At 56.1% G+C, this 19,489-nt stretch carries 14 protein-coding genes; 10 read left to right on the top strand and 4 right to left on the bottom strand.

Annotated features, from left to right (window positions below):
* The first annotated feature begins 96 nt into the window (after positions 1-96).
* Entirely contained in the window at positions 97-1,158 is a 1,062-nt protein-coding gene (locus tag BM083_RS01870; protein WP_089865001.1) for a DUF1616 domain-containing protein, read from the top strand.
* Between the two features lie 390 nt (positions 1,159-1,548).
* On the opposite strand, the gene BM083_RS01865 is transcribed toward BM083_RS01870, so the two are convergent.
* Entirely contained in the window at positions 1,549-2,091 is a 543-nt protein-coding gene (locus BM083_RS01865; RefSeq protein WP_089864998.1) for a metal-dependent hydrolase, read from the bottom strand.
* A gap of 77 nt (positions 2,092-2,168) precedes the next feature.
* The gene (locus BM083_RS01860; RefSeq protein ID WP_143085651.1) at positions 2,169-3,254 is read right to left on the bottom strand and encodes a hypothetical protein; all 1,086 of its coding nucleotides are present in this window, start codon (positions 3,252-3,254) and stop codon (positions 2,169-2,171) included.
* A gap of 138 nt (positions 3,255-3,392) precedes the next feature.
* On the opposite strand from BM083_RS01860, the gene BM083_RS01855 reads away from it, so the two are divergent.
* The 4 genes from BM083_RS01855 to BM083_RS01840 all read left to right on the top strand — a co-directional run bounded on the left by BM083_RS01855 (position 3,393) and on the right by BM083_RS01840 (position 9,088).
* Entirely contained in the window at positions 3,393-5,672 is a 2,280-nt protein-coding gene (locus BM083_RS01855) for a PGF-pre-PGF domain-containing protein (protein WP_143085650.1), read from the top strand.
* Between the two features lie 194 nt (positions 5,673-5,866).
* Positions 5,867-6,628, top strand: a complete 762-nt coding sequence (locus BM083_RS01850; RefSeq protein WP_089864988.1) for an ABC transporter ATP-binding protein — start codon at positions 5,867-5,869, stop codon at positions 6,626-6,628.
* 115 nt (positions 6,629-6,743) lie between these two features.
* Entirely contained in the window at positions 6,744-7,853 is a 1,110-nt protein-coding gene (locus tag BM083_RS01845; protein WP_245756819.1) for an ABC transporter permease, read from the top strand.
* A complete protein-coding gene (locus BM083_RS01840; RefSeq protein WP_089864983.1) occupies positions 7,853-9,088 on the top strand; it encodes an ABC transporter permease in 1,236 nt (411 codons plus the stop codon). Before BM083_RS01845 ends, BM083_RS01840 begins: the two co-directional genes overlap by 1 nt.
* Positions 9,089-10,350: 1,262 nt before the next feature.
* Here the strand turns inward: BM083_RS01840 and BM083_RS01835 are convergent.
* Entirely contained in the window at positions 10,351-11,100 is a 750-nt protein-coding gene (locus BM083_RS01835) for an IclR family transcriptional regulator (RefSeq protein WP_089864980.1), read from the bottom strand.
* Positions 11,101-11,567: 467 nt separating this feature from the next.
* Positions 11,568-12,875 (bottom strand): alpha-galactosidase, encoded by a 1,308-nt coding sequence (gene melA, locus BM083_RS01830; RefSeq protein WP_089868291.1) that lies wholly within the window; start codon positions 12,873-12,875, stop codon positions 11,568-11,570.
* A gap of 98 nt (positions 12,876-12,973) precedes the next feature.
* On the opposite strand from melA, the gene BM083_RS01825 reads away from it, so the two are divergent.
* The 5 genes from BM083_RS01825 (at position 12,974) to BM083_RS01805 (ending at position 19,486) form a co-directional block, all read left to right on the top strand.
* The gene (locus BM083_RS01825) at positions 12,974-14,995 is read left to right on the top strand and encodes a beta-galactosidase (protein WP_089864977.1); all 2,022 of its coding nucleotides are present in this window, start codon (positions 12,974-12,976) and stop codon (positions 14,993-14,995) included.
* A gap of 113 nt (positions 14,996-15,108) precedes the next feature.
* Positions 15,109-16,467 carry an ABC transporter substrate-binding protein gene (locus BM083_RS01820; protein WP_089868289.1) on the top strand — a complete coding sequence of 453 codons (1,359 nt, stop codon included), beginning with the start codon at positions 15,109-15,111 and terminating at the stop codon, positions 16,465-16,467.
* A gap of 10 nt (positions 16,468-16,477) precedes the next feature.
* Positions 16,478-17,488, top strand: a complete 1,011-nt coding sequence (locus BM083_RS01815; protein ID WP_089864974.1) for a carbohydrate ABC transporter permease — start codon at positions 16,478-16,480, stop codon at positions 17,486-17,488.
* Positions 17,481-18,365: a carbohydrate ABC transporter permease gene (locus BM083_RS01810; RefSeq protein ID WP_089864970.1), complete on the top strand. Its 885-nt coding sequence runs from the start codon at positions 17,481-17,483 to the stop codon at positions 18,363-18,365. Before BM083_RS01815 ends, BM083_RS01810 begins: the two co-directional genes overlap by 8 nt.
* 2 nt (positions 18,366-18,367) lie before the next feature.
* A complete protein-coding gene (locus BM083_RS01805; RefSeq protein ID WP_089864967.1) occupies positions 18,368-19,486 on the top strand; it encodes an ABC transporter ATP-binding protein in 1,119 nt (372 codons plus the stop codon).
* The last annotated feature ends 3 nt before the right edge of the window (positions 19,487-19,489 follow it).

Raw genomic sequence — 19,489 nt, 5'->3', positions numbered from 1 at the left:
GCAGTTCGTAACTGTAGGTGAACGGCGAGGTTCTCTCCTCGAAAAAAGATAGTCTCAATCGACTCCTTTTTCACTCGGGACTTGTTTCGGATTTATATGACTGACCGCGGGACGTGGCAGCTCCTCTTGCCACCAGCCGTTCGCCATCTCCCAGCAGATCTCGCAGCGGTCATCGCTTTTGTCCTCCTTACAATAGGTGCTGTCTTCATTCCAGGCGTCAACGATTCGGTCCTTCGTGTGATCATCGGTCTCCCGTTTGTGCTCTTCCTTCCTGGCTATGCATTCATCGCTGCGCTCTTCCCAGAGGCAGGTGAGGAGCCGGACGAAAACGTCGCCATTGCTGCAGAGCCCGGGGAATCTCTCTCCGAAGAAGAGATTAGTGCAGTCGAGTCTCGTGGTGGTATAGATGGCTTAGAACGTGTGGCACTCTCGTTTGGGACGAGTATCGCGATCGTTCCCCTCATCGGGCTCATCCTCAATTTCACGCCGTGGGGCATTCGGACGCTTCCAATCGTGGCTTCGGTTGGTGGGTTCACTGTCATCGCAGCAGCAGTTGCCTCATCGCGGCGCCAACGCGTCCCGACAGCGGACCGCTTCAGTGTCCCGTATCGCACATGGATCGGTGCTGGGAAGCGAGAGCTGTTTGAGCCACAGTCGAAGACAGACGGTGTTCTCAACGTTGTTCTCGTAGTGAGTTTGTTACTCGCTGCTGGAAGTGTTGGCTATGCGACTACGGTTCCGAAAGACGGTGAATCGTTCTCCGAGTTGTATCTGCTGACCGAATCCGACGACGGCGAACGCGTTGCCGACAACTATCCAACCGAGTTCACACAAGGTGAGAGCAAACAGCTCTACGTCGGTATCGGGAATCACGAACACGAAGCTGTCAACTATACCGTCGTTACTGAGCTCCATCGTGTGCAAGTACAGAATAACTCGACAGAGGTACTTGAGCAACAGGAGCTACGACAGTTTCAAACACGGCTCGGTGCAAACGAGACTTGGCAGCGAAAGCACAATGTCACGCCACAACTGACGGGCGAACGTCTCCGGCTGACATACCTACTGTACAAGGGAGACGCACCAGCTGACCCGACGGTGAACAACTCGTATCGTGAAGTCCATCTCTGGGTCAACGTCACCGCGCGTGGCTCGTAGCCTAGAACGACTTGACCTCCTCCACGGCCTAAAGACCGTGAAATCCTACCATAGGATTCGAACAGCCGTCGTCCTTCGGTTCCAACCCGCACTCAAAGGGAACCCGCAACATACGGGGGGAACTGTCGTTTTGAATCCCTTGTATAGGGCTGTGGCGCGGTCAAAGACGCCCCGTCTGAATCCGTGTCATCGCCGTGTCAACCACCGATGGTCAACTACCCCTTGTGATTCGGGGACGGCATCTCACCGATTTAGTAGTACACTGTGGTACACTACGCCACAGCAAATAGATTGTGGTCACAAACGAAGTTAAGTGTCGCTTGACCTCCGCCTAAAGACGGAGGTATGTGCTTGACTCTCTATCATAACAGAGGCGTGCGCATCTCGACCTTACCGCTTCGCCACCCGTTTGAGGCGGAGTTCTCGGCCGATACGCGGACCACTTTCCAACAGCCAGAGTAGGGCGACTACGAGCGCGAGCCCCCATTGTGCGTTCTGGTTCGTGAATACAAAGAGGACGTACTCGTTTTGGAAGTACGCTGGAACAGTATACGCTGGTGTCTCGAAGTAAAACGGCCACACGAGAAACGTCGTCCCGAAATGCTGCCCTTGGAGTAGCGAACCACCAATATCGGCAAACGCGTGTGAGACGTTTCCAACTGCAAACGGGAACAGGAGACGGCTATTGTCAGACCCACGAAGCAAAACGAAGAGCACCGTGAACAACAGCGCCATTGAGAGTAGTGAGTGTGCAAGTGAACGTCCGTAGGAAAGGACACCAATCGCCGCTAACGGCTTGTCGATGATGTCCGGAAACTGTGTGCCAAGGCCGAGTGCGACGACTTCTGCTCCCGTTGGGGAGCGCCGGTAGCGCAGCCGAGACAGTATTGTGAAGCAGAGGTATCCGACCGCAGCATGACCCCAAGGCATCATTGTACCAAAGATACGCGTGGGAAGGCCATAGCTGAGTGCTTACATTCGCGAAAAACGAAGCGATGAACGAAGAGACGTTACTGGTTCCGGAGTTGGTACACCGACCCGACAACGACGAGGACGAACAGGAGCAGCTGAACGGCGTGAAGCGGGCTCGTCGTATTCGTTGTCGTCGGTGCGGGTGTCTGAGCGCTCTCAGTCGTTTCGGGTGAGTCAGTCGGTGACGCGTCGGAGGGTTCGGTCGTTTCTGCGGGCTGCGTCGCCGTCATCGTCGCTGTCGTGGTCATCGTCGGCGTTTCGGTGTTGGAGTCGCCGGATGAATCATCGGAGCCAGAAGAGTCCGACGAATCATCGTCCACAGTGATTGACTGCACGTCACTGATTCCAAGGATTTCCTTCTCTCCGTTGAACGTATCCGTGCCGCGAACAGTAGCGAAGACATCGAATTCACCGGACGTCTCGAACGTCGTCGTCGCGGTGTACGTTCCATCGTCGGTTTCCGATGCAGTCAGCGTCCGGATGTCGTCATCGTCGTTGGAGACCATGACCTTGACCGACTCAAGCTCTGGTGCGTTTTGCTTTGGCTCGACGTCGACAGTAATCGTCGATTCTGAATCTTCTTCAACCGTGTTATCGACGTCAGTGCTCACGTCGTACCCAGAGACTACGACCGGCTGAATCATCTTGTAGTTGCCATCAGCACCGTAGACTGCGACGACGTACGAACCCGGGGTCAACCCTTCTGTCTCGAAGGAGAACGACTCTTCACCGGAGAGCGTGTTGTTGTACGCGGCAATCTGGTTTTTCTTGTTTAGTAGATTGACACGGTACTGTTTGTCAGTCGGTCCAGACGTCTCTACAGCAATCTCGTCGCCAGGTTCGACTCTCACCGTCTCAGAGACGTCGAACGACTGTCCTTCGACAGTGACCGTCTTATCTGGAGTATCGATTCCACCATCTACCGTGAGTGAGTACTGTGACTGTGCAGCGACACCAAACGAAAGGGTGCTACAGAGCAGTACTAGTGCGACCACAAGTGCGAGGCGAGAACGAGCGGGGTGATGTCCCATGTCTAAGTGAGCAAATGGGAGGTAAATAATTCTTGTCACAGTTCGCACAGAGAAACATATCCATAGACAATGAAGGAAGCCAAGTATGTTCATCGAATCTGCACCGACCGGTTGCTTGCGATGGTCGGTCGTTTCTAGTGGATCCCAAGGAGGAAATACAGGAGGCACGCAGTAATTATGAGCCACTGAACCCTCGGAACAATTATTTGTCTCGCTTGTGGATATCTGAATGTGACACATCAACGCTCCAAACAGATAGGGGTGGCAACACTAGTTGTTGTACTACTCTTATCAACGGCTGCTCCCGTGAGCGGGAGCATACTCTCTTCTGGAGAGAGTTCAGCGGTACCGCAGGCAATGGATGATGATGATTTCTTCGAGACGTCATCAGACGTTAAAGTCTGGAAGCGATCAGTCCTCCCACTCCGAGTGCAAAATAGCAATGCAGCGACCTCAATTGTCGGTCCATCGGTCAACGCGAACTTGCTATCAGAGAACACCGGAGAGGTTCCGCTTAACAAGCGGGCTATGGGTGTTCATACAGCAGGGGAGCCGATCCAACTTTCATACGAGACCCGAACTGGAGCGGGAACAGAAGCATTCAGCAACTCTGATGCTGAGCTGCTTGTTGCTCGTCTCAATCCAGAAGCAACCAGTGGAATGGGATTCGGCAACATGAAAATGACAGAGTTATCGGATTTGGTCAGTGAAGATTCGAACGACGACGCTTATTTCGAGATTGCGGACACGATTTCGCTGGATGACAACGGAGAAAATAGTGAAATCAGCTACACACCGAGTGAATCTGGCAACTATGTGTTCTTTCTCGTTCAGAGCGACAACTCCAATGACGTCACTACCTCTGAGGGAGACCTCGTCGTCGATGGACCTACTCGCGTAATTGGCATGGACGCTACTGTCGTCCAACAGGCACCCTCCCAAGTTAACGTAGAGAAGAAAGGACAGCCTGGTGATTCCTTCACTTTTGAGGTTGAGACTGACCTCGAGGGCGAAGTGAACCACACGGTCGTGCTCTACCGCGAGGGGCAACTCCAATCACAGGAGTTCAACATCGTCGTTGAAGGAGAGATTGACCGGAGTATCTCTTCGGATCAGATCACAGTTGAACATTCCTTAGAACGTGTCAACGGCGTCGCGAACATCCCGGATTCGGTTTCAGATGCCGAAGAGTTCGATGACGGCCGCTTCAGTGGCTCATCCCAGCTAGAAGACGTCATTGGACTTCTCGCTGATGAAGTCGGTACCGACAAACCAGAGACAGAAGCAACCGACTCAAGTACGATTGATGCGTCCGTGACGACGGTCACCTCAGAGGACGGAACAACTGAGATTACGGTTGAAACACTTGAGAATTGGTCTCTTGGGTCCTATCGCTACGTCCACTACGCAACTGGAGAGAGTACCGACGAGATCTCGACAAACACTGGAAAGGTGACCATTGCAGAAGCAGATACTGACGACGGTAACGCCGGCGGCGGTGGCGGCGGTGGCGGCGGTGGTGGCGGCGGTGGCGGCGGCGGCGGCGGCGGTGCCGGCCCAGTCAACAACGTCGACACGGATGTGAAAGACGGTCGCTACATCCTCAATATCAAACAAGTTGACGCCGGACAGACCGTCCGCAAGAGCTTCGACAGCACCGTCACTGTCAATGGTGTCGCACTCCAGCAATTCGACTTCACGGCAAACAAGACGCTTAAAGACGTCAACGTGCAGGTCGTGCCACTCGCCGACCGTCCGAGTAACATTCCAGCTCCGAGCTTCTCGACCGCTGCATTCTACGACGTGCAGTTGAGTGGCTTTGACGACAGTTCTGTGTCGGGTGGAACGTTCCGATTCACACTCAGTGACGAAACGCGCCAACGGATCGATGCCTCGCGTGATGAGGTGACAATGTACCGCTTCCACGATGGTGAGTGGCAAACGTTAGAAACGACACATGTGAACGGCGAGAAGTACAAAGCCGACACGCCTGGCTTCTCGTACTTCGCAGTCGGAAAGGCACAGGCTGGCCAACCAAACTTCAAGTTAGGCGACATCTCGGTTAATGCTGAATCCGCTTCAATTGGTGAACAAATAGTCGTTGAAGCGTCGGTTAGTAACGACGGGAGCGCATCCGGTTTCCACACCGTGACGCTAACGAGTAACGGCGAGATGGTCCGCGAAGAGAGCGTCGAACTTGATGCTGGTGAATCAGTTATAGTCTCGTTCGATGTGTCCTTCTCTGAAGCTGGTACGTACGAACTGGCGATCAACGGGAACGACGCCGGAACAATCGAAGTGTCCCAGCAGGGTGACGGAAACGACAACCAAGATCCAGATGAGCAGCCAGGCGACAACCAAGGATCACCTGAGGAGTCGCCAGAGACACCAGGTGGGAATGATGGTGGCATCGGGACAATCGCCGTCCCCGTGCTTCTCGTACTTGCCCTGCTTGCAGTTGGTCTCAGCATCTTCTACTTCCGCGACGATCTGCAAGATCGACTGCAGTAAGCGCTGATTCCCGGCTATTTCTTTCCGATCTTCTTTGACTCTCAATCGAAATAGAGAGGACGCTCTGCTTGACGGTTCTCTAGCTGAGAGACTCGCTGTGGCATTTTGCTATCATATTCGTCTCTTGTCAATAGATATGGAGGCCGGGATTATATGTAGGTGCAAGAAAGCGTCTACATTAGTAGCACGTAGTCATGAAAACGAACACGCCCTCCAGGGTGGCCGAGAAACGCTCAGATTCGACCGCATCCCCTCAGCCACTCGTCTCCTGTCAGAATGTAACACGCCAATATACTCGTGGAAAGAAGTCGGTGTTAAGACAGCGAAAGGCTACGCAGACAGTCACGGCCCTCGACGACGTTTCACTAGCTATTGACCGCGGTGAGTTCGTCGGTATCGCTGGTCCAAGCGGCAGTGGGAAATCGACATTGCTCCACCTCGTGGCTGGTCTCGACACGCCCACACGTGGGTTGCTTTCGATTGACGGAACAGACGTGACGACGCTTTCTGCAAAGCAACGAACACGGCTTCGTCTCGAAACGATTGGAATCATCTTCCAACATTTCTATCTCCTGTCTGCACTCTCTGCGCGGGCAAATGTGGCCATTCCGCTCGTTGAGCGAGGCTGGAGTAAGCGAAAGCGGAGAGAGCGCGCAACCACTCTACTCACCACTGTTGGGCTTGACGACCGCATCACACACAAACCAAGCGAATTGAGTGGTGGAGAGCAACAGCGAGTAGCCATCGCACGAGCACTCGCAACCGAGCCAGATCTCCTCATTGCGGACGAACCAACCGGTGAATTGGATACAGCGACAGGCGGTTCCATTCTCGATCTGTTCGAAGAACTCTCGACCGACCACGCCGTTATCATGGCATCTCACGATGAGCGAGCGCTCGCACGGACGGATCGCGTCATTCGCCTTCAGGACGGAAAGTTGATCGCAGATGCGTAGTGGACGACGATTCACGGCGGTTATTCAGCTGGGAATCCGCCGTGTCCTAGGCAGACTGACCATCACCGCCTCGACACGGGTACTTCTCAGCGCAGCCGGTGTCGCACTCGCAGTCATGCTCATGACGACAGTCTCGGGCGTGGCACTCGGATTAGCCACTCAAGGAACGGTCCAGAGTGACGATGTCGATTACTGGATCGTTCCTGATGACAACGGGAAATCCACAGCAGCGCTCGCTGTTGGTGGTGCCCAACTCGGCGATGTTCACAGCACTGCAGCTCAACTCCAGACCGATGAACGAATTGAGTTTGCAACCCCAGTCCAACTACGAGTCGTTAACCTACAGAACAAAGCAACAGGGACTGAGGAATACGTATTGGCAATTGGCGTGATTCCACAACACGAGTCAAACTCAATTGCTGGGCTTCCGCTCCGTGGGATGACACCTGGTGATCCCTACTATGCAAACGGCTCGTACAATGGCCAGTGGACAGGAGAGGCGATATTGAGTGATGCCGCCGCAGAGCTCTTGGGTGTCTCACGCAATGACGAGTTGACGATTCGAAGCGGAGGGACGACTCGAGAATTGCAGGCACTCAACGTCAGCCAAGCTGACCTTTCGTCTGGAGCAGGACCGATTCCAGTAGTAGTGTTGCATCTCAGCGAGCTGCAAGCTGTTGCAGGTGGGACGGACGCCGACCTCGCCGATCAAATCCTCGTGAGTACCGATGATGCACGTCTCAAACCGCATCTCGAACAGTTGGTTCCCGGTACGACAGTTGTCTCTCGAAGCGGAGTCTCGAGCCCAGATCTCTCGACATCGGATCTGTCGCTGGCAGTGGGACTAACTGCATTTGTGACCGCAATCGTCGTTGGCGTCCTCTTTGTTGGGACGATGATGGGTCTCGAGGTAATGGCAGATCGTAATGAACTCGCGGTACTGGCGGCGATTGGGTATTCGAGTCGGTCTCGGGCAGTACTCGTCTTGACAGAGACGGTTACTGTCTCACTCGTCGGGGGCATTGTCGGTGTCGGACTGGGTGGACTCGGGATGGTCCTGTTTAATCAGTTTGCAACGCAGTATTTCGGCGTCGAATCAGTCGCGGCGTTCTCCCCCTTCTTGCTTCTTTATGGCGTCTTAGTTGCACTATTGATTGGACTTATTGCAGCCCCCTATCCGATATTGGTTAGCCAGCGGACCAGCGTTTCGGAGGTGCTTGGGTGATGTGGGGTCTCTCACGACTCCGCGCAATTGTCGCGATTGCGTTTGCGCAACTTCGTCACGATCGGACCCAAACAATCCTCGCGATCTTGGGCATTACGCTTGCAGTCCTTGCAAGTACACTCCTAGCCAGTGTTGGCGTGGGTGTCGTACAAACGGGCCAAGAGAAGTTTGATGCATCCGGCCGCGACCTGTGGGTGACTGGTGGGCCCGTTCGGTTGAATCCAAGCTCGGTTGGTGGGTTCGAAAACACGGTCGTCGATTCACACCGCGTTGCCGATGAAATCCAAGCACGTGAGGACGTCAAGCAAGCGAGTCCACTGTCATTTCAAACAGTATATGTGAGTACAAATACTTCTGAATTTGAGACAATCGTCGGAACGGGTATTCCACAGCATGGACGCGGTGCAGTCAGTATTGAACAGGGCACAGGGTTCGTACAAGGCGATGTTCACTATGCAGGGGGAAACTATTCGGGACCGATGACTCATGAACTGGTAATTGACCCTCGCGTTGCAGACCGCTTCGATGTCGGTGTTGGCGATACACTCTATGTTGGTGGCACGTTGAGCAGTGCCCGACAAAACGAGTTCACCATTGTCGGTGTCTCCTCAACGTTCTCACAGTTTTTGGGTGCACCGACAGTTATCATGCATCTGAGTGAGCTCCAAGAGATCACAGGGACCACAGGCTCCGACCGAGCGACATTGATCACTATCGATCTGCACGCAACCGCAAATCCAACAGCCGTAAAAGCAGAGCTTGAACAACAGTATCCGGGCTATGAGATCCGCACGAATCGAGAACAACTTCAAGCAACACTCCAACAACAGGCCGTAGTCATCGCGAGTGGAACCAGTCTCGTACTGTTAGCTGTTCTTGCTGGGCTTGCACTGACGGTCAATATGTCCCTCTCGATCGTCTATCACCAGCGCCGTGAATTAGCTGCGCTGAAGGCAGCTGGGAGTAAGACTTCAACACTCGTCGGAATCACAGTGGTACAGTCACTTTTCTACGGCACGATCGCTGGAGTACTTGGAGCAGGGCTGACCTATCCACTGGTGAAAGCGTTGAACTACATTGCACTCTCAGTCGTTGGGTTCGAGAACCTCGTGCAGGTGTCGATCCCCATACTGGGTGGTGGTGCAATGATTGGTATCGGTATGAGTTTAGCTGGTGCTCTCACAGCGAGTTGGCGGCTTGCTCGATTGTCCCCACTCAAACAATTGGCAGACTAATCACAAGAGACGATTTCAGCGGGCAATCCAAATCCAGCGTTAAACCGGGTTAAGACCGATATTAACGGCGTTATCTAGCTTTTAACTAATTCGAGTCGGGTCCAAGAACTCTTCTATGTTGCATGACACTAATGACTGTACTTTCTCCGGAGCGTATGCTAATTTCCTTCGCGAGACAGTCATTCGTGGACTCGGACTGTTCGTCGGTGTGCTCTTGAGGGCATAGCCGATGGACCCAAACCGAAGGTCGTTCTTGAAATGGGTAGGAATAACGCCGATTGGTGGAACCCTCTTTAGACTCCCACGGGACCCAGACCTCACCTCCCCCTTTGAAGAACACTACGCTCAGTCAGATGCCGAAAGTGTAGCACAAGGTGAGACTGTACATCAGCCTACACGACGATCGCTCTCGTGGGTACAGAAACGTCTCAAAAAGTACTATGGGAGTCGTTTTTACAAACAGCCAACGCGGGGGATATTCCACCACTATCCCGATCAGACATACGACTTACTCCGAAAAGATGCATTTTTACAGCTTGCACAAACCTATCAGCCTCTGCTTGTCTCTGGTCACGAAGAACGGTTTGATTGTGACGAATATGCGACTGGCCTTCGGTGGATGTTCTTAACTGGTGGGTTAGGAGAGTTTCCCGCGAGCAACATGGTTGGCATAGCACACAATTTTGCAGGGAGTCACGTGTACAACGTCGTGATTTGTGCCGAAGGGGAGATTCTCGAATGGGAACCGCAATCAAATACACTTGTATCCGAGTCTGGAGGCCCTCCCGAATATTATAATTTCAAAAGCGGGATCCTGTATTTATGATATTCTTTTGGACATAAACTTTGCTTGTACTACGTTAGTTTCAAGTTTAAACTAACTTAACGACACCTTGCTTTACTGTGCATATTTGATTAGAACACTTAGACAGACTATCGAAGAGGTCGCTACAAAAATTCTGCTACTTTTAGACTAGATTGGGAACTTTCTATACTAAATAAACCTACTGTCAGTATTTCTGTACTTGTGACGAGAGCGCAACAATATCTCGGTTACCGACGATAGGCACTATTACAACCTCATCTGTGATTATGTCTGGTCAATCTGTCACAGAGATGCAAGGAGGAAGCCCACGAGTTCACTCGTGGGTCACTGACCCAGTGGAGAAACTGACGCAAATCGCGACGATTCGTCTCTCTAGAGCGTTACAGCCGTATTCCTGTAATGGTCATCGGTGTTCACCAGTAGCGAACGAAAGATGTCACAATAGTCGGTTCTCGATAGATTTTGCTGTGCTGACGACGAGACCAGTGATATCCTCCTCTAACCGTTTGCCAGTCAACTTATCGACAGGACCCGAGACGCTCACGGCAGCGATAGCAACTTGGTCCAAGTCGGTGATCGGTGATGCGACGCTTTGCCATCCCTCGCGTGATTCCTCCCGGTCGAAGACAACTCGCCGGTCCCGTGCAGACTGAAGTTCGCGACGAAACTCGTCGCTGTTTGTGATGGTCTTCGGAGTAATTGGATCAAGACCGTCCGTGAGATAGCGCTCAATTTCCTCGACCGGTCGATACGCTAACATCGCTTTACCTGCCGCAGTGGCGTGAAGCGAGATTCGGTCTCCCTCCCGGGTCGGGTAGGTGAGTGAGTCGTTTGCACACGTCTGAGCGACACAGATACCGTTCCCGTTTTGGTGACTGCTCAGCGAGGCAACGTATCCCGATGTCTCGGCGAGGTCTCGGAGCAGCGAGGTGCTGACTTGATAGACGCGGAAGCGCGAGCGTGCAGTCAACCCTAATCCAAGAAAACCGAGCGCGATACAATACTCGTCGCCGTCACGCGAGAGATATCCCAACTGCGAGAGCGTCTGTAGGTGCTTGTGGACTCCCGCCTTCGAGAGGTCGAGCGACCGAGCCAACTCTGAGACCCCTGCGCCCTCTCGGTTGTGAATCTCCGTGAGGATGCGAAAACAGGTGTGAACAGCCTTGATCGGATACTCGTCACTCATCGGACGCCGACACCCCGATGAGACCTCGAACACAATCGTTCGCCAGTAGCAAACATGCGTGCATGTTACCGTTGTCAAATAAAGACGTTTTGGTGGTGTAACATCGGCTCAGGAACCACATCAGTGTTTCACAGCTTTTGCTTTGAAATACGACCCGGGTACGAGAGGAATTCAGTCCACTCGTCGGTCGGTTACGAGTAGCGAACGGTGGTTCTTCGGGCAATCCTGCTCTGTGGCGGTTCGGATACCGTCTGTCAGCCGCCCCCTTCAGGACAAAGGTTGCAAGTCGTCGGGGTTGCCGTCCTTAGTGTCCGGTTCCGCAGAGAGTAGTTTCCACAATCGGTGGGAGGGTATCGGTCTCACTAACACACGGGGATAGAGGGTATTCACTAAAGTCGGTAGAAACGGAGGTTAAGACGACAGAGAAGCTTTCGTTCACCGATAGAAAACGATTTCGGATACTGGTCTCAGGATAGTGCTGGGAGATGTGCCTCGTTCGCTTCGAGCAGTGCTTCGGTCATCTCGTGGATTTCGTCCAGCGTACAGGCAGCGGCCGTCAGCGGGTCGAGCTTCACCGCTCGATGAAGGGCGTCACGATCTGCTTCGAGCACCGCTTCGACTACTAACTTGTGGACGGAGACGTGCTGTTGGTCGAGCGACGCGAGTTCGGTCGGTAGCTCCCCCACCGAACAGGGGTGGACGCCGGAGCCATCAACGAGACACGGGACTTCGACGCAACTGTCTTCGGGGAGGTTTTCGATGGCACTCGTCTCGTTGCTCACGTTCAGGTTCAACCGCCGAGGTGTGTCGGTCTCGATGGCGTGGATGAGACGGGATGCGTACTCTTCAGAGCGTTCCGCACCGACCGTCTCGAGGTCGACGTCGCGTTTCGGGTCGTCGCGCTCGGCCGAACGCGCCTTCCATCCCTCGAGATAGGTCGCAGTCGCCATCCGCTCGGCGTATCCCTCACCCTCCATCGTCTCGATGACCTCGGAGTCGGTTCGGAAGTAGGGGACGTACTCGCTTGCGTGATGGCTCGACTCGGTCACGAACGCGCCGAAGTGCTCGAATAACTCGAATCGGACCGTGTCCTTCCGGTAGATACTCTCGTCGGTGGCGGCGTCGCGGAGTGCTGGATAAAGAGACTCGCCGTCGCGTTTCAGTTCGAGAAACCAGGCGAGGTGGTTGATACCGGCGACCCAGTAGTCCAGTTCAGACTGCGGGATATCGAGATAATCGGCGATGGCTTCGGCGGTGTGGGGCACGGAGTGACAGAGTCCGACGGTTTCGATGTCGGTCGCCTCAAAGAGCGCCTGACAGATGATGGACATCGGATTCGTGTAGTTCATCAAAAGCGCGTCCGGACACAACTCTTCCATGTCGGCGGCGAGGTCCAGCATCGTCGGAATCGTCCGTAGCCCACGGAAGATGCCGCCCGGTCCGATGGTGTCACCAATCGCTTGTTCGACACCGTACTGTTCGGGGATTCGGATCTCGTTTTCGAACGGTTCGGTCCCACCGACGTTGATCATGTTGAGGACGTAATCCGCCCCTTCGAGCGCTTCGCGCCGGTCGAGAGTAGAGACGATGGTGGCGTCGACTCCCTCGTTTTCGACCATCGCCTCGGCGATGCGTGTCGTCTGTTCGAGTCGAGATTCGTCGATGTCCATCAGCCGGATTTCGCTGTCGTCGAGTGCCGGAAACGAGAGAATGTCGCCGACGAGTTTGCTCGCGAAGACCATACTTCCAGCTCCGATGAAGGCAACCGTTGGCATGGCTCCGAACACCATGCCGTATGTAATAACGGTGCCGGTTACTTCAGGAACGATGGAGAAGGACTTTTATCCTGATACCGAAACCACGGTGGTACACAATGACAATCGGAGTCTGCTACTTCCCGGAGCATTGGCCGCGCGAACAGTGGGAATCCGACGCAACGAACATGGCCGAGGCAGGCATCGAATACGTTCGCCTCGCGGAGTTCTCATGGGCAGTCCTCGAACCCGAACGCGGTCACTTCGAGTTCGACTGGCTCGACGAGGCCATCGAGGTACTCGGCGCACAGGGCCTGAAAGTTGTACTCTGTACGCCAACCGCGACGCCGCCGAAGTGGCTGGTCGACGAGCGTCCCGAGATTCTCCAAGCCGATATCGACGGGACGCCTCGTCACTTCGGGAGCCGACGCTTCTACTGTTTCAACTCGCCGGCGTATCGAGAGGAGACCGACCGAATCGTCTCGCGACTGGCCGAGCGCTACGGCGACAACCCGCACGTCGTCGGCTGGCAAACCGACAACGAGTTCGGTTGTCACCGGACGGTCCGGTGTTACTGCGAAGACTGTAGTGCCGCGTTCAGCGACTGGCTCGCAGAGAAGTACGACACTATCGAAACGCTGAACGAACGCTGGGGGACGACGTTCTGGAGCCAGCGGTACCCGAGTTTCGAAGCTGTCGATCCGCCGCAGCCGACGCCCGCCGACCACCACCCTTCGTTGCTGCTGGATTACTATCGGTTTGCGAACGACAGCGTCGTCGACTACAATCGTCTGCACGCCAACTTGCTTCGGGAGGTCAACGACGAATGGTTCGTCGCGCACAACTTCATGGGGGACTTCGAGACGCTCGACGCTCACGCTGTCGCCGACGATCTCGATCTTGTGACGTGGGATTCCTATCCGACCGGGTTCGTCCAGGACCGCCGTGAAGACGACCCGACGCTCGACGAACTGCGGGCGGGTGACCCCGACCAGGTAAGCATGAATCACGACCTCTACCGCGGGACGAACGACGCTCCGTTTTGGGTGATGGAGCAACAACCGGGTGACGTCAACTGGCCGCCGACGTGTCCACAACCAGGGGACGGTGCGATGCGGCTATGGGCACACCACGCGACGGCTCACGGCGCTGACGCCGTGCTGTACTTCCGGTGGCGACGCTGCCGCGGCGGACAGGAACAGTACCACGCGGGACTGCGGAAGCACGATGGCTCGGCCGACCGCGGCTATCACGACGCGTCCCAGGCGGCGGCAGAACTCGACGGCCTCGACGTCGCCCACGTCGATGCACCTGTCGCGCTCCTCCACGACTACCACGACTGGTGGGCGATCAGCAGCCAACCGCACGCGCCCGACTTCGACTACTGGGAACACCTCCGGACGTACTACCGAGCACTCCGTGCGCGTGGGGTCCAAGTCGACATCGTCCACCCCGAGACGTCCCTCGAAGACTATGCGCTCGTCGTCGCCCCGACGCTCCATCTCATGAGCGAGGAGCGAGCCGACCACCTGAGCGACTACGTCTCCGACGGTGGACACCTGCTTCTCGGTGCCCGCACCGGCTACAAAGACTCGTACAACCGGCTTCCCGATGCTCGACAGCCCGGAGCCCTCTCGAACCTCGTCGGTGCGACGGTGGACCAACACGAGAGCTTCCCCGCTTCGGTCGACCTCTCGCTGATGTACGACGGTGATGCGTATGACTATCGAACGTGGAGCGAGTGGCTCAACCCCGATGAGGCCGACGTTGTCGCCGAACACACGACGGCGGGTGTGACCGAAGCGAAGCCCGCAATCATACGTAATGAGGCTCGGCGCGGGACCGTCACCTACGTCGGCGTCTGGCCCGAGGCGGAGCTCGCGAACACCATCGTCGGCGACGCACTGCAGACAGCAGGCGTGACCTCGACCGACGTGCTTCCCGACGGCCTCCGCGTGGCCGAACGCGACGGCCACGTCTGGGTGACGAACTTCACGAGCGACGCGGTCACGCTCGACGTCCCGCAGGGGACTCCATGTCACGTCGGTGAATCGAAGACAGAACGGAACGACACGGTCGACGTCGACCCCTTCGGCGTCGCCGTCGTCGAGTGTCGAGTCGACGACGTAGCCGTCGAGTAACCTCCGGTATTTCTTACTACACTCGCTCGCAGTATCGTTCTGCATCATCTCGTTTAATCGTTATCTATAAGTATCGTTTGTCGAATGTACAGTGTAGATCACGAGCTATGAGTATGGATGCCACATCACTCCGACGGCGACAGATACTGAAATACGCTGGACTCGCAGGTGCGACCGGACTGGCCGGTTGTGCGGGAACAGGAGACCCGAGCGCGGGAGAGACGACGCAGGGCGACGGCGGATCCGGGAACGGAAGTTCGACTGCCGGCGACGGCGCGAACATGGCGGACAGCATCGAGGTGTGGGGGTGGGACGTCGCGGCGAAGTCGATGGACCTGACGAATGACCCTTACATGGAGCAGAACGGCGGCGAGGTGTCGATCACGCAGATCGGCCGCTCTGATATGAAAGACAAGTTCAAATCGACGCTCTTGTCGGGGTCCGGTGCGCCCGGAGCGGCGATGATGGAGTCAGTTGACGCCGCCGCGTGGGTCGCTACCGACGGACTCCGAGATATCTCGGGGTGGCTCGACGAGGCACAGATCAAAGATCAGTTCGTCTCGGGGAAGTGGGAGCCGCTGACCAAAGACGGGAAGGTGTACGCGTTGCCGTGGGACATCGGCCCCGTCGGGACGTTCTACCGCCGTGACGTCTACGAGAACCACGACATCGACGCCTCGAGCATCGAGACGTGGGACCAGTTCATCGAGGAGGGGGAGAAGCTCCCTGACGGTCAGTACCTGCTGAACCTCCCGCCGAACGATTACGACGGCCTCTGGCGGATGATGTACCGGCAGATCGGTGGCCAGCCGTTCACCGAGAACGGCGCGGTCAACATCAACTCCGACAAAAGTCTGCAGGTCGCCCGCATCCTGAAGAAGATTCGTGACTCGGGTGTGGCCAACGATCTCGCCTCGTGGTCGAGCAACTGGTTCAGTGCCTTCGGCGACGGTACCACGGCGAGTTTAACGGCGGGTGCGTGGATGGAGGGAACGCTCAAAGCAGAACTTAGTGATACGGCTGGAAAGTGGGGCGTCATCAAACCGCCAGCCATCGAGTCCGGGGGGTCGCGTGCAACCAACTGGGGTGGCTCGAATCTCACCATCGCAGCGCAGACGTCGGATCCCGTCGCTCGCCGTGCGTGGGACTACATGAAGTTCACCCTCGCACAGAAGGAGATGCAGGTGAAGATGTACAACGAGTACGGTATCTTCCCGGCACTGAAGTCCGCCTACGAGAGCGACGCATTCGACAAGAAAAACGAGTTCCTCGGCGGGCAGAAAGCCGGGCGGATGTTCGCCGAAATCGCCCCGAAGATCAAACCATATCGCTTCACCACGGATACGCCGGAGGTCACGAAGGCGGTCAACAAGCACTTCCGCGACATGATGAACGGGAAGAACACGCCCAAAGAGGCGGTCGACAAGGCCGCCAAGCAAGTCGCAGACCGGACCGACCGCGAGGTCGCATAGAGTCTCCGTCATGGCCACACACGATTCGAACCGCGAGACGAGTCCGACTGTCACCGATACCCTCCGGTACTGGCGGCAGTCGCTCTCGAAGGCGCTCCCCTCAACGTCGAGCGGGCGGGTTGCGTACGTGTTTCTCGCTCCGTTCTTCGTCCTGTTCGGGCTGTTTCTCGCCTTCCCCATCGTCTTCACGCTGTACCTGTCGTTTTTCAAGTTCAACGGTGTGACACAGGAGACAGTCTTTTGGCTCGACCTCGGGTTCCACGTCATTGAGTTGAACGAGATGCAACTGGCGTTCGTCGGATTCGAGAACTATACGCGACTCCTCTCGGATGCGATGTTCCATCAAGCGATGTTCAACACCGTGTTCATCCTGCTCTTGCAGGTACCGCTGATGGTCGGCATCGCGCTCTTGCTCGCGGTTGCATTGGACGCCTCGTTCGTCCGTTTCAAGGGACTCTTCCGGACGATGCTGGCCCTACCGGTGTCAGCGAACCTCGTCGCCTACTCGACGGTCTTTCTCCTCCTCATGCAGGAGACTGGTCTCGTCAACTTCGTGTTGACGACGCTCGGGTTCCAACCGATTCCATGGCTTTCCAGTGACTTCTGGTCGCGGATGACCATCGTCGGTGCGGTGACTTGGCGATGGACCGGGTACAATATGATCATCCTACTCGCCGGCTTGCAGAACGTCCCCCAACAGCTGTACGAGGCCGCCGAAATCGACGGAGCGAACCGAATCGAGAAGTTCCGGTATGTGACGATTCCACAGCTCCGACCGGTGCTCCTGTTCGTCTTCGTCACCTCGACTATCGGCACGTTCAAACTGTTCGCCGAACCCATCATCATCAACGGCGGCGGCGCGCCGCTGGAGAGTACCATCACTATCGTCCAGTACATCTACATGACCGCGTTCATCGACTTCAACCTCGGCTACGCTAGCGCGCTCACCTACGTCCTCATCGCCGTCGTGAGCGTGCTGTCTATCGTCCAGATTCGCCTCGGTGGTGAGAACGATGCGTGAAGCCGACCGCAGGGAGGGCGTCTGGAAGTTCCTCACGTACACGTTCATCCTCGTGATGATCGTACTTACCATCGTCCCGCTCTACTGGATCGTCATCGCATCGACGCTCCCCGAAGAGGCGTTTCTCACCGCTGGGACAGCCCCACAGCTCTTCCCCGGCGGCGAGTTCTGGGCGAACTTTTCGGCGCTGCAAGACCGTCTGAACATCGGCTTTCTGATGTTCGACGAGTTGCTCGGCACCGACTTCGGGTTCCTCGGTGCCATCGCCAACAGCGTCTTCATCGCCGTCGTCTACACCCTGCTCTCGCTCGTCATCTGTTCGATGGCTGGCTTCGCGTTCGCGAAATACGAGTTCCGGTTCAAAGAGCCCATCTTCTACACCATCCTGGCGACGCTGGTGTTGCCCATCCAACTGCTCGTCATCCCACTGTTCTTGCTCATGAGCCAACTCGGGATGACCAACACCTACTGGGCGATTATCCTCCCGTGGGCGGCGAATCCGCTCGGCATCTTTCTCATGCGGCAGAACATGAAGTCGCTGCCTGACGCGCTGCTCGAGTCGGCGCGGATGGACGGAGCGACGGAGTTCCAACTGTACTACCGCATCGCGCTGCCGACGATGAAGTCGTCGCTGGCGGCGCTCTCGATCATCCTCTTTCTGTTCCAGTGGAACCTCTTTTTGTTCCCGCTGGTCATTCTTGAGGGTGACAAGTACACGATTCCGGTCGCAATCAACCAACTCGTGGGTGCACAGCGCGTCTACTACGACCAGATCATGGTCGCCGCAACGCTGTCGATTATCCCCATCTTCCTGCTGTTCTTGTTCCTGCAAAAGCAGTTTGTCAGCGGGATTCTCGCGGGGTCCGTCAAGGAGTAATTATGGCACGAATCAACGTCAACACACTACGAAAGGAGTTCGGTGAGGGCAGTGACGCTGTCGTCGCCGTCGAAGACGTCGACTTCCAAATCGAGGATGGGGAGTTTCTCGTCCTCGTCGGCCCCTCCGGCTGTGGGAAGACGACGACGCTTCGTTGTATCGCCGGTCTCGAAGACGTCACCTCGGGGACCCTGAAGTTCGGGGACACCGACGTGACCGACCTCCGAGCCCGAGAACGAGACGTCGCGATGGTGTTCCAGAACTACGCGCTGTATCCGCACATGGACGTCCGAAGCAACATCGGCTTCGGGCTCAAGTTATCGACGAAGCTCACCTCCGCGGAAATCGACCGGCGCGTCGAGGAGACTGCCGCCATGCTCGGCATCTCTGATCTGCTCGGTGACAAGCCCAAGGAACTCTCGGGCGGCCAGCAACAGCGGGTTGCACTCGGTCGTGCGATCGTCCGCGAACCCGAGGTGTTCTTGATGGACGAACCGCTCTCGAATCTGGACGCCAAGCTCCGTGCGCAGATGCGGACCGAGCTACAGGAGCTCCAGCACGAACTCGGCGTCACCACCGTCTACGTCACCCACGACCAGACGGAAGCGATGGCGATGGGTGACCGCATCGCCGTCATGAACGACGGCCGACTCCAACAGGTCGGGAGACCCGAGGAGGTGTACCGGTCGCCAACCAACGAGTTCGTCGCGAACTTCATCGGCAGTCCGAGCATCAACCTATTCACCGCCGAAGTGAATGGTGACACACTCGTCGGGCCAGGTGGGTTCAGTTACACGCTAGAGAACCCCAGTTACGTCGAGGGCTACGACCGTATCCGCGCGGGAATTCGCCCGGAGGATATGCGACTCGTCTCCGAGGGGGGAAACAACGTCGACGTGACCGTCGTCGAACCAATGGGGAACGAAAACTTCCTCTATCTGACGATGGGTGACATCGACATGACCGCCCGAGTCGATAGTTCGATGCGCCCGCAAGCCGGCGAAACGGTACAGTTCGCGTTCGACGAGGACGCGTTGTACCTCTTCGATGCGGAGAGCGGTGATGCGATAAAGACAAAGACCGACGATGTGGATGTCGGTGTGAAGGAGATTCAATCGTAGTAT

The organism is Halogranum rubrum (assembly GCF_900114455.1).
GTDB classification, from domain to species: Archaea; Halobacteriota; Halobacteria; order Halobacteriales; family Haloferacaceae; genus Halogranum; species Halogranum rubrum.
Note: the sequence above shows the minus strand (reverse complement) of the source record. Positions and strands in the feature narration are given on the sequence as shown.

Coding starts and splice junctions, on each gene's coding strand:
- BM083_RS01870 (WP_089865001.1), top strand. CDS start 97: ATGACTGACCGCGGGACGTGGCAGCTCCTCTTGCCACCAGCCGTTCGC.
- BM083_RS01865 (WP_089864998.1), bottom strand. CDS start 2,091: ATGATGCCTTGGGGTCATGCTGCGGTCGGATACCTCTGCTTCACAATA.
- BM083_RS01860 (WP_143085651.1), bottom strand. CDS start 3,254: ATGAACATACTTGGCTTCCTTCATTGTCTATGGATATGTTTCTCTGTG.
- BM083_RS01850 (WP_089864988.1), top strand. CDS start 5,867: ATGAAAACGAACACGCCCTCCAGGGTGGCCGAGAAACGCTCAGATTCG.
- BM083_RS01845 (WP_245756819.1), top strand. CDS start 6,744: ATGCTCATGACGACAGTCTCGGGCGTGGCACTCGGATTAGCCACTCAA.
- BM083_RS01840 (WP_089864983.1), top strand. CDS start 7,853: ATGTGGGGTCTCTCACGACTCCGCGCAATTGTCGCGATTGCGTTTGCG.
- BM083_RS01835 (WP_089864980.1), bottom strand. CDS start 11,100: ATGAGTGACGAGTATCCGATCAAGGCTGTTCACACCTGTTTTCGCATC.
- melA (WP_089868291.1), bottom strand. CDS start 12,875: ATGCCAACGGTTGCCTTCATCGGAGCTGGAAGTATGGTCTTCGCGAGC.
- BM083_RS01825 (WP_089864977.1), top strand. CDS start 12,974: ATGACAATCGGAGTCTGCTACTTCCCGGAGCATTGGCCGCGCGAACAG.
- BM083_RS01820 (WP_089868289.1), top strand. CDS start 15,109: ATGGATGCCACATCACTCCGACGGCGACAGATACTGAAATACGCTGGA.
- BM083_RS01815 (WP_089864974.1), top strand. CDS start 16,478: ATGGCCACACACGATTCGAACCGCGAGACGAGTCCGACTGTCACCGAT.
- BM083_RS01810 (WP_089864970.1), top strand. CDS start 17,481: ATGCGTGAAGCCGACCGCAGGGAGGGCGTCTGGAAGTTCCTCACGTAC.
- BM083_RS01805 (WP_089864967.1), top strand. CDS start 18,368: ATGGCACGAATCAACGTCAACACACTACGAAAGGAGTTCGGTGAGGGC.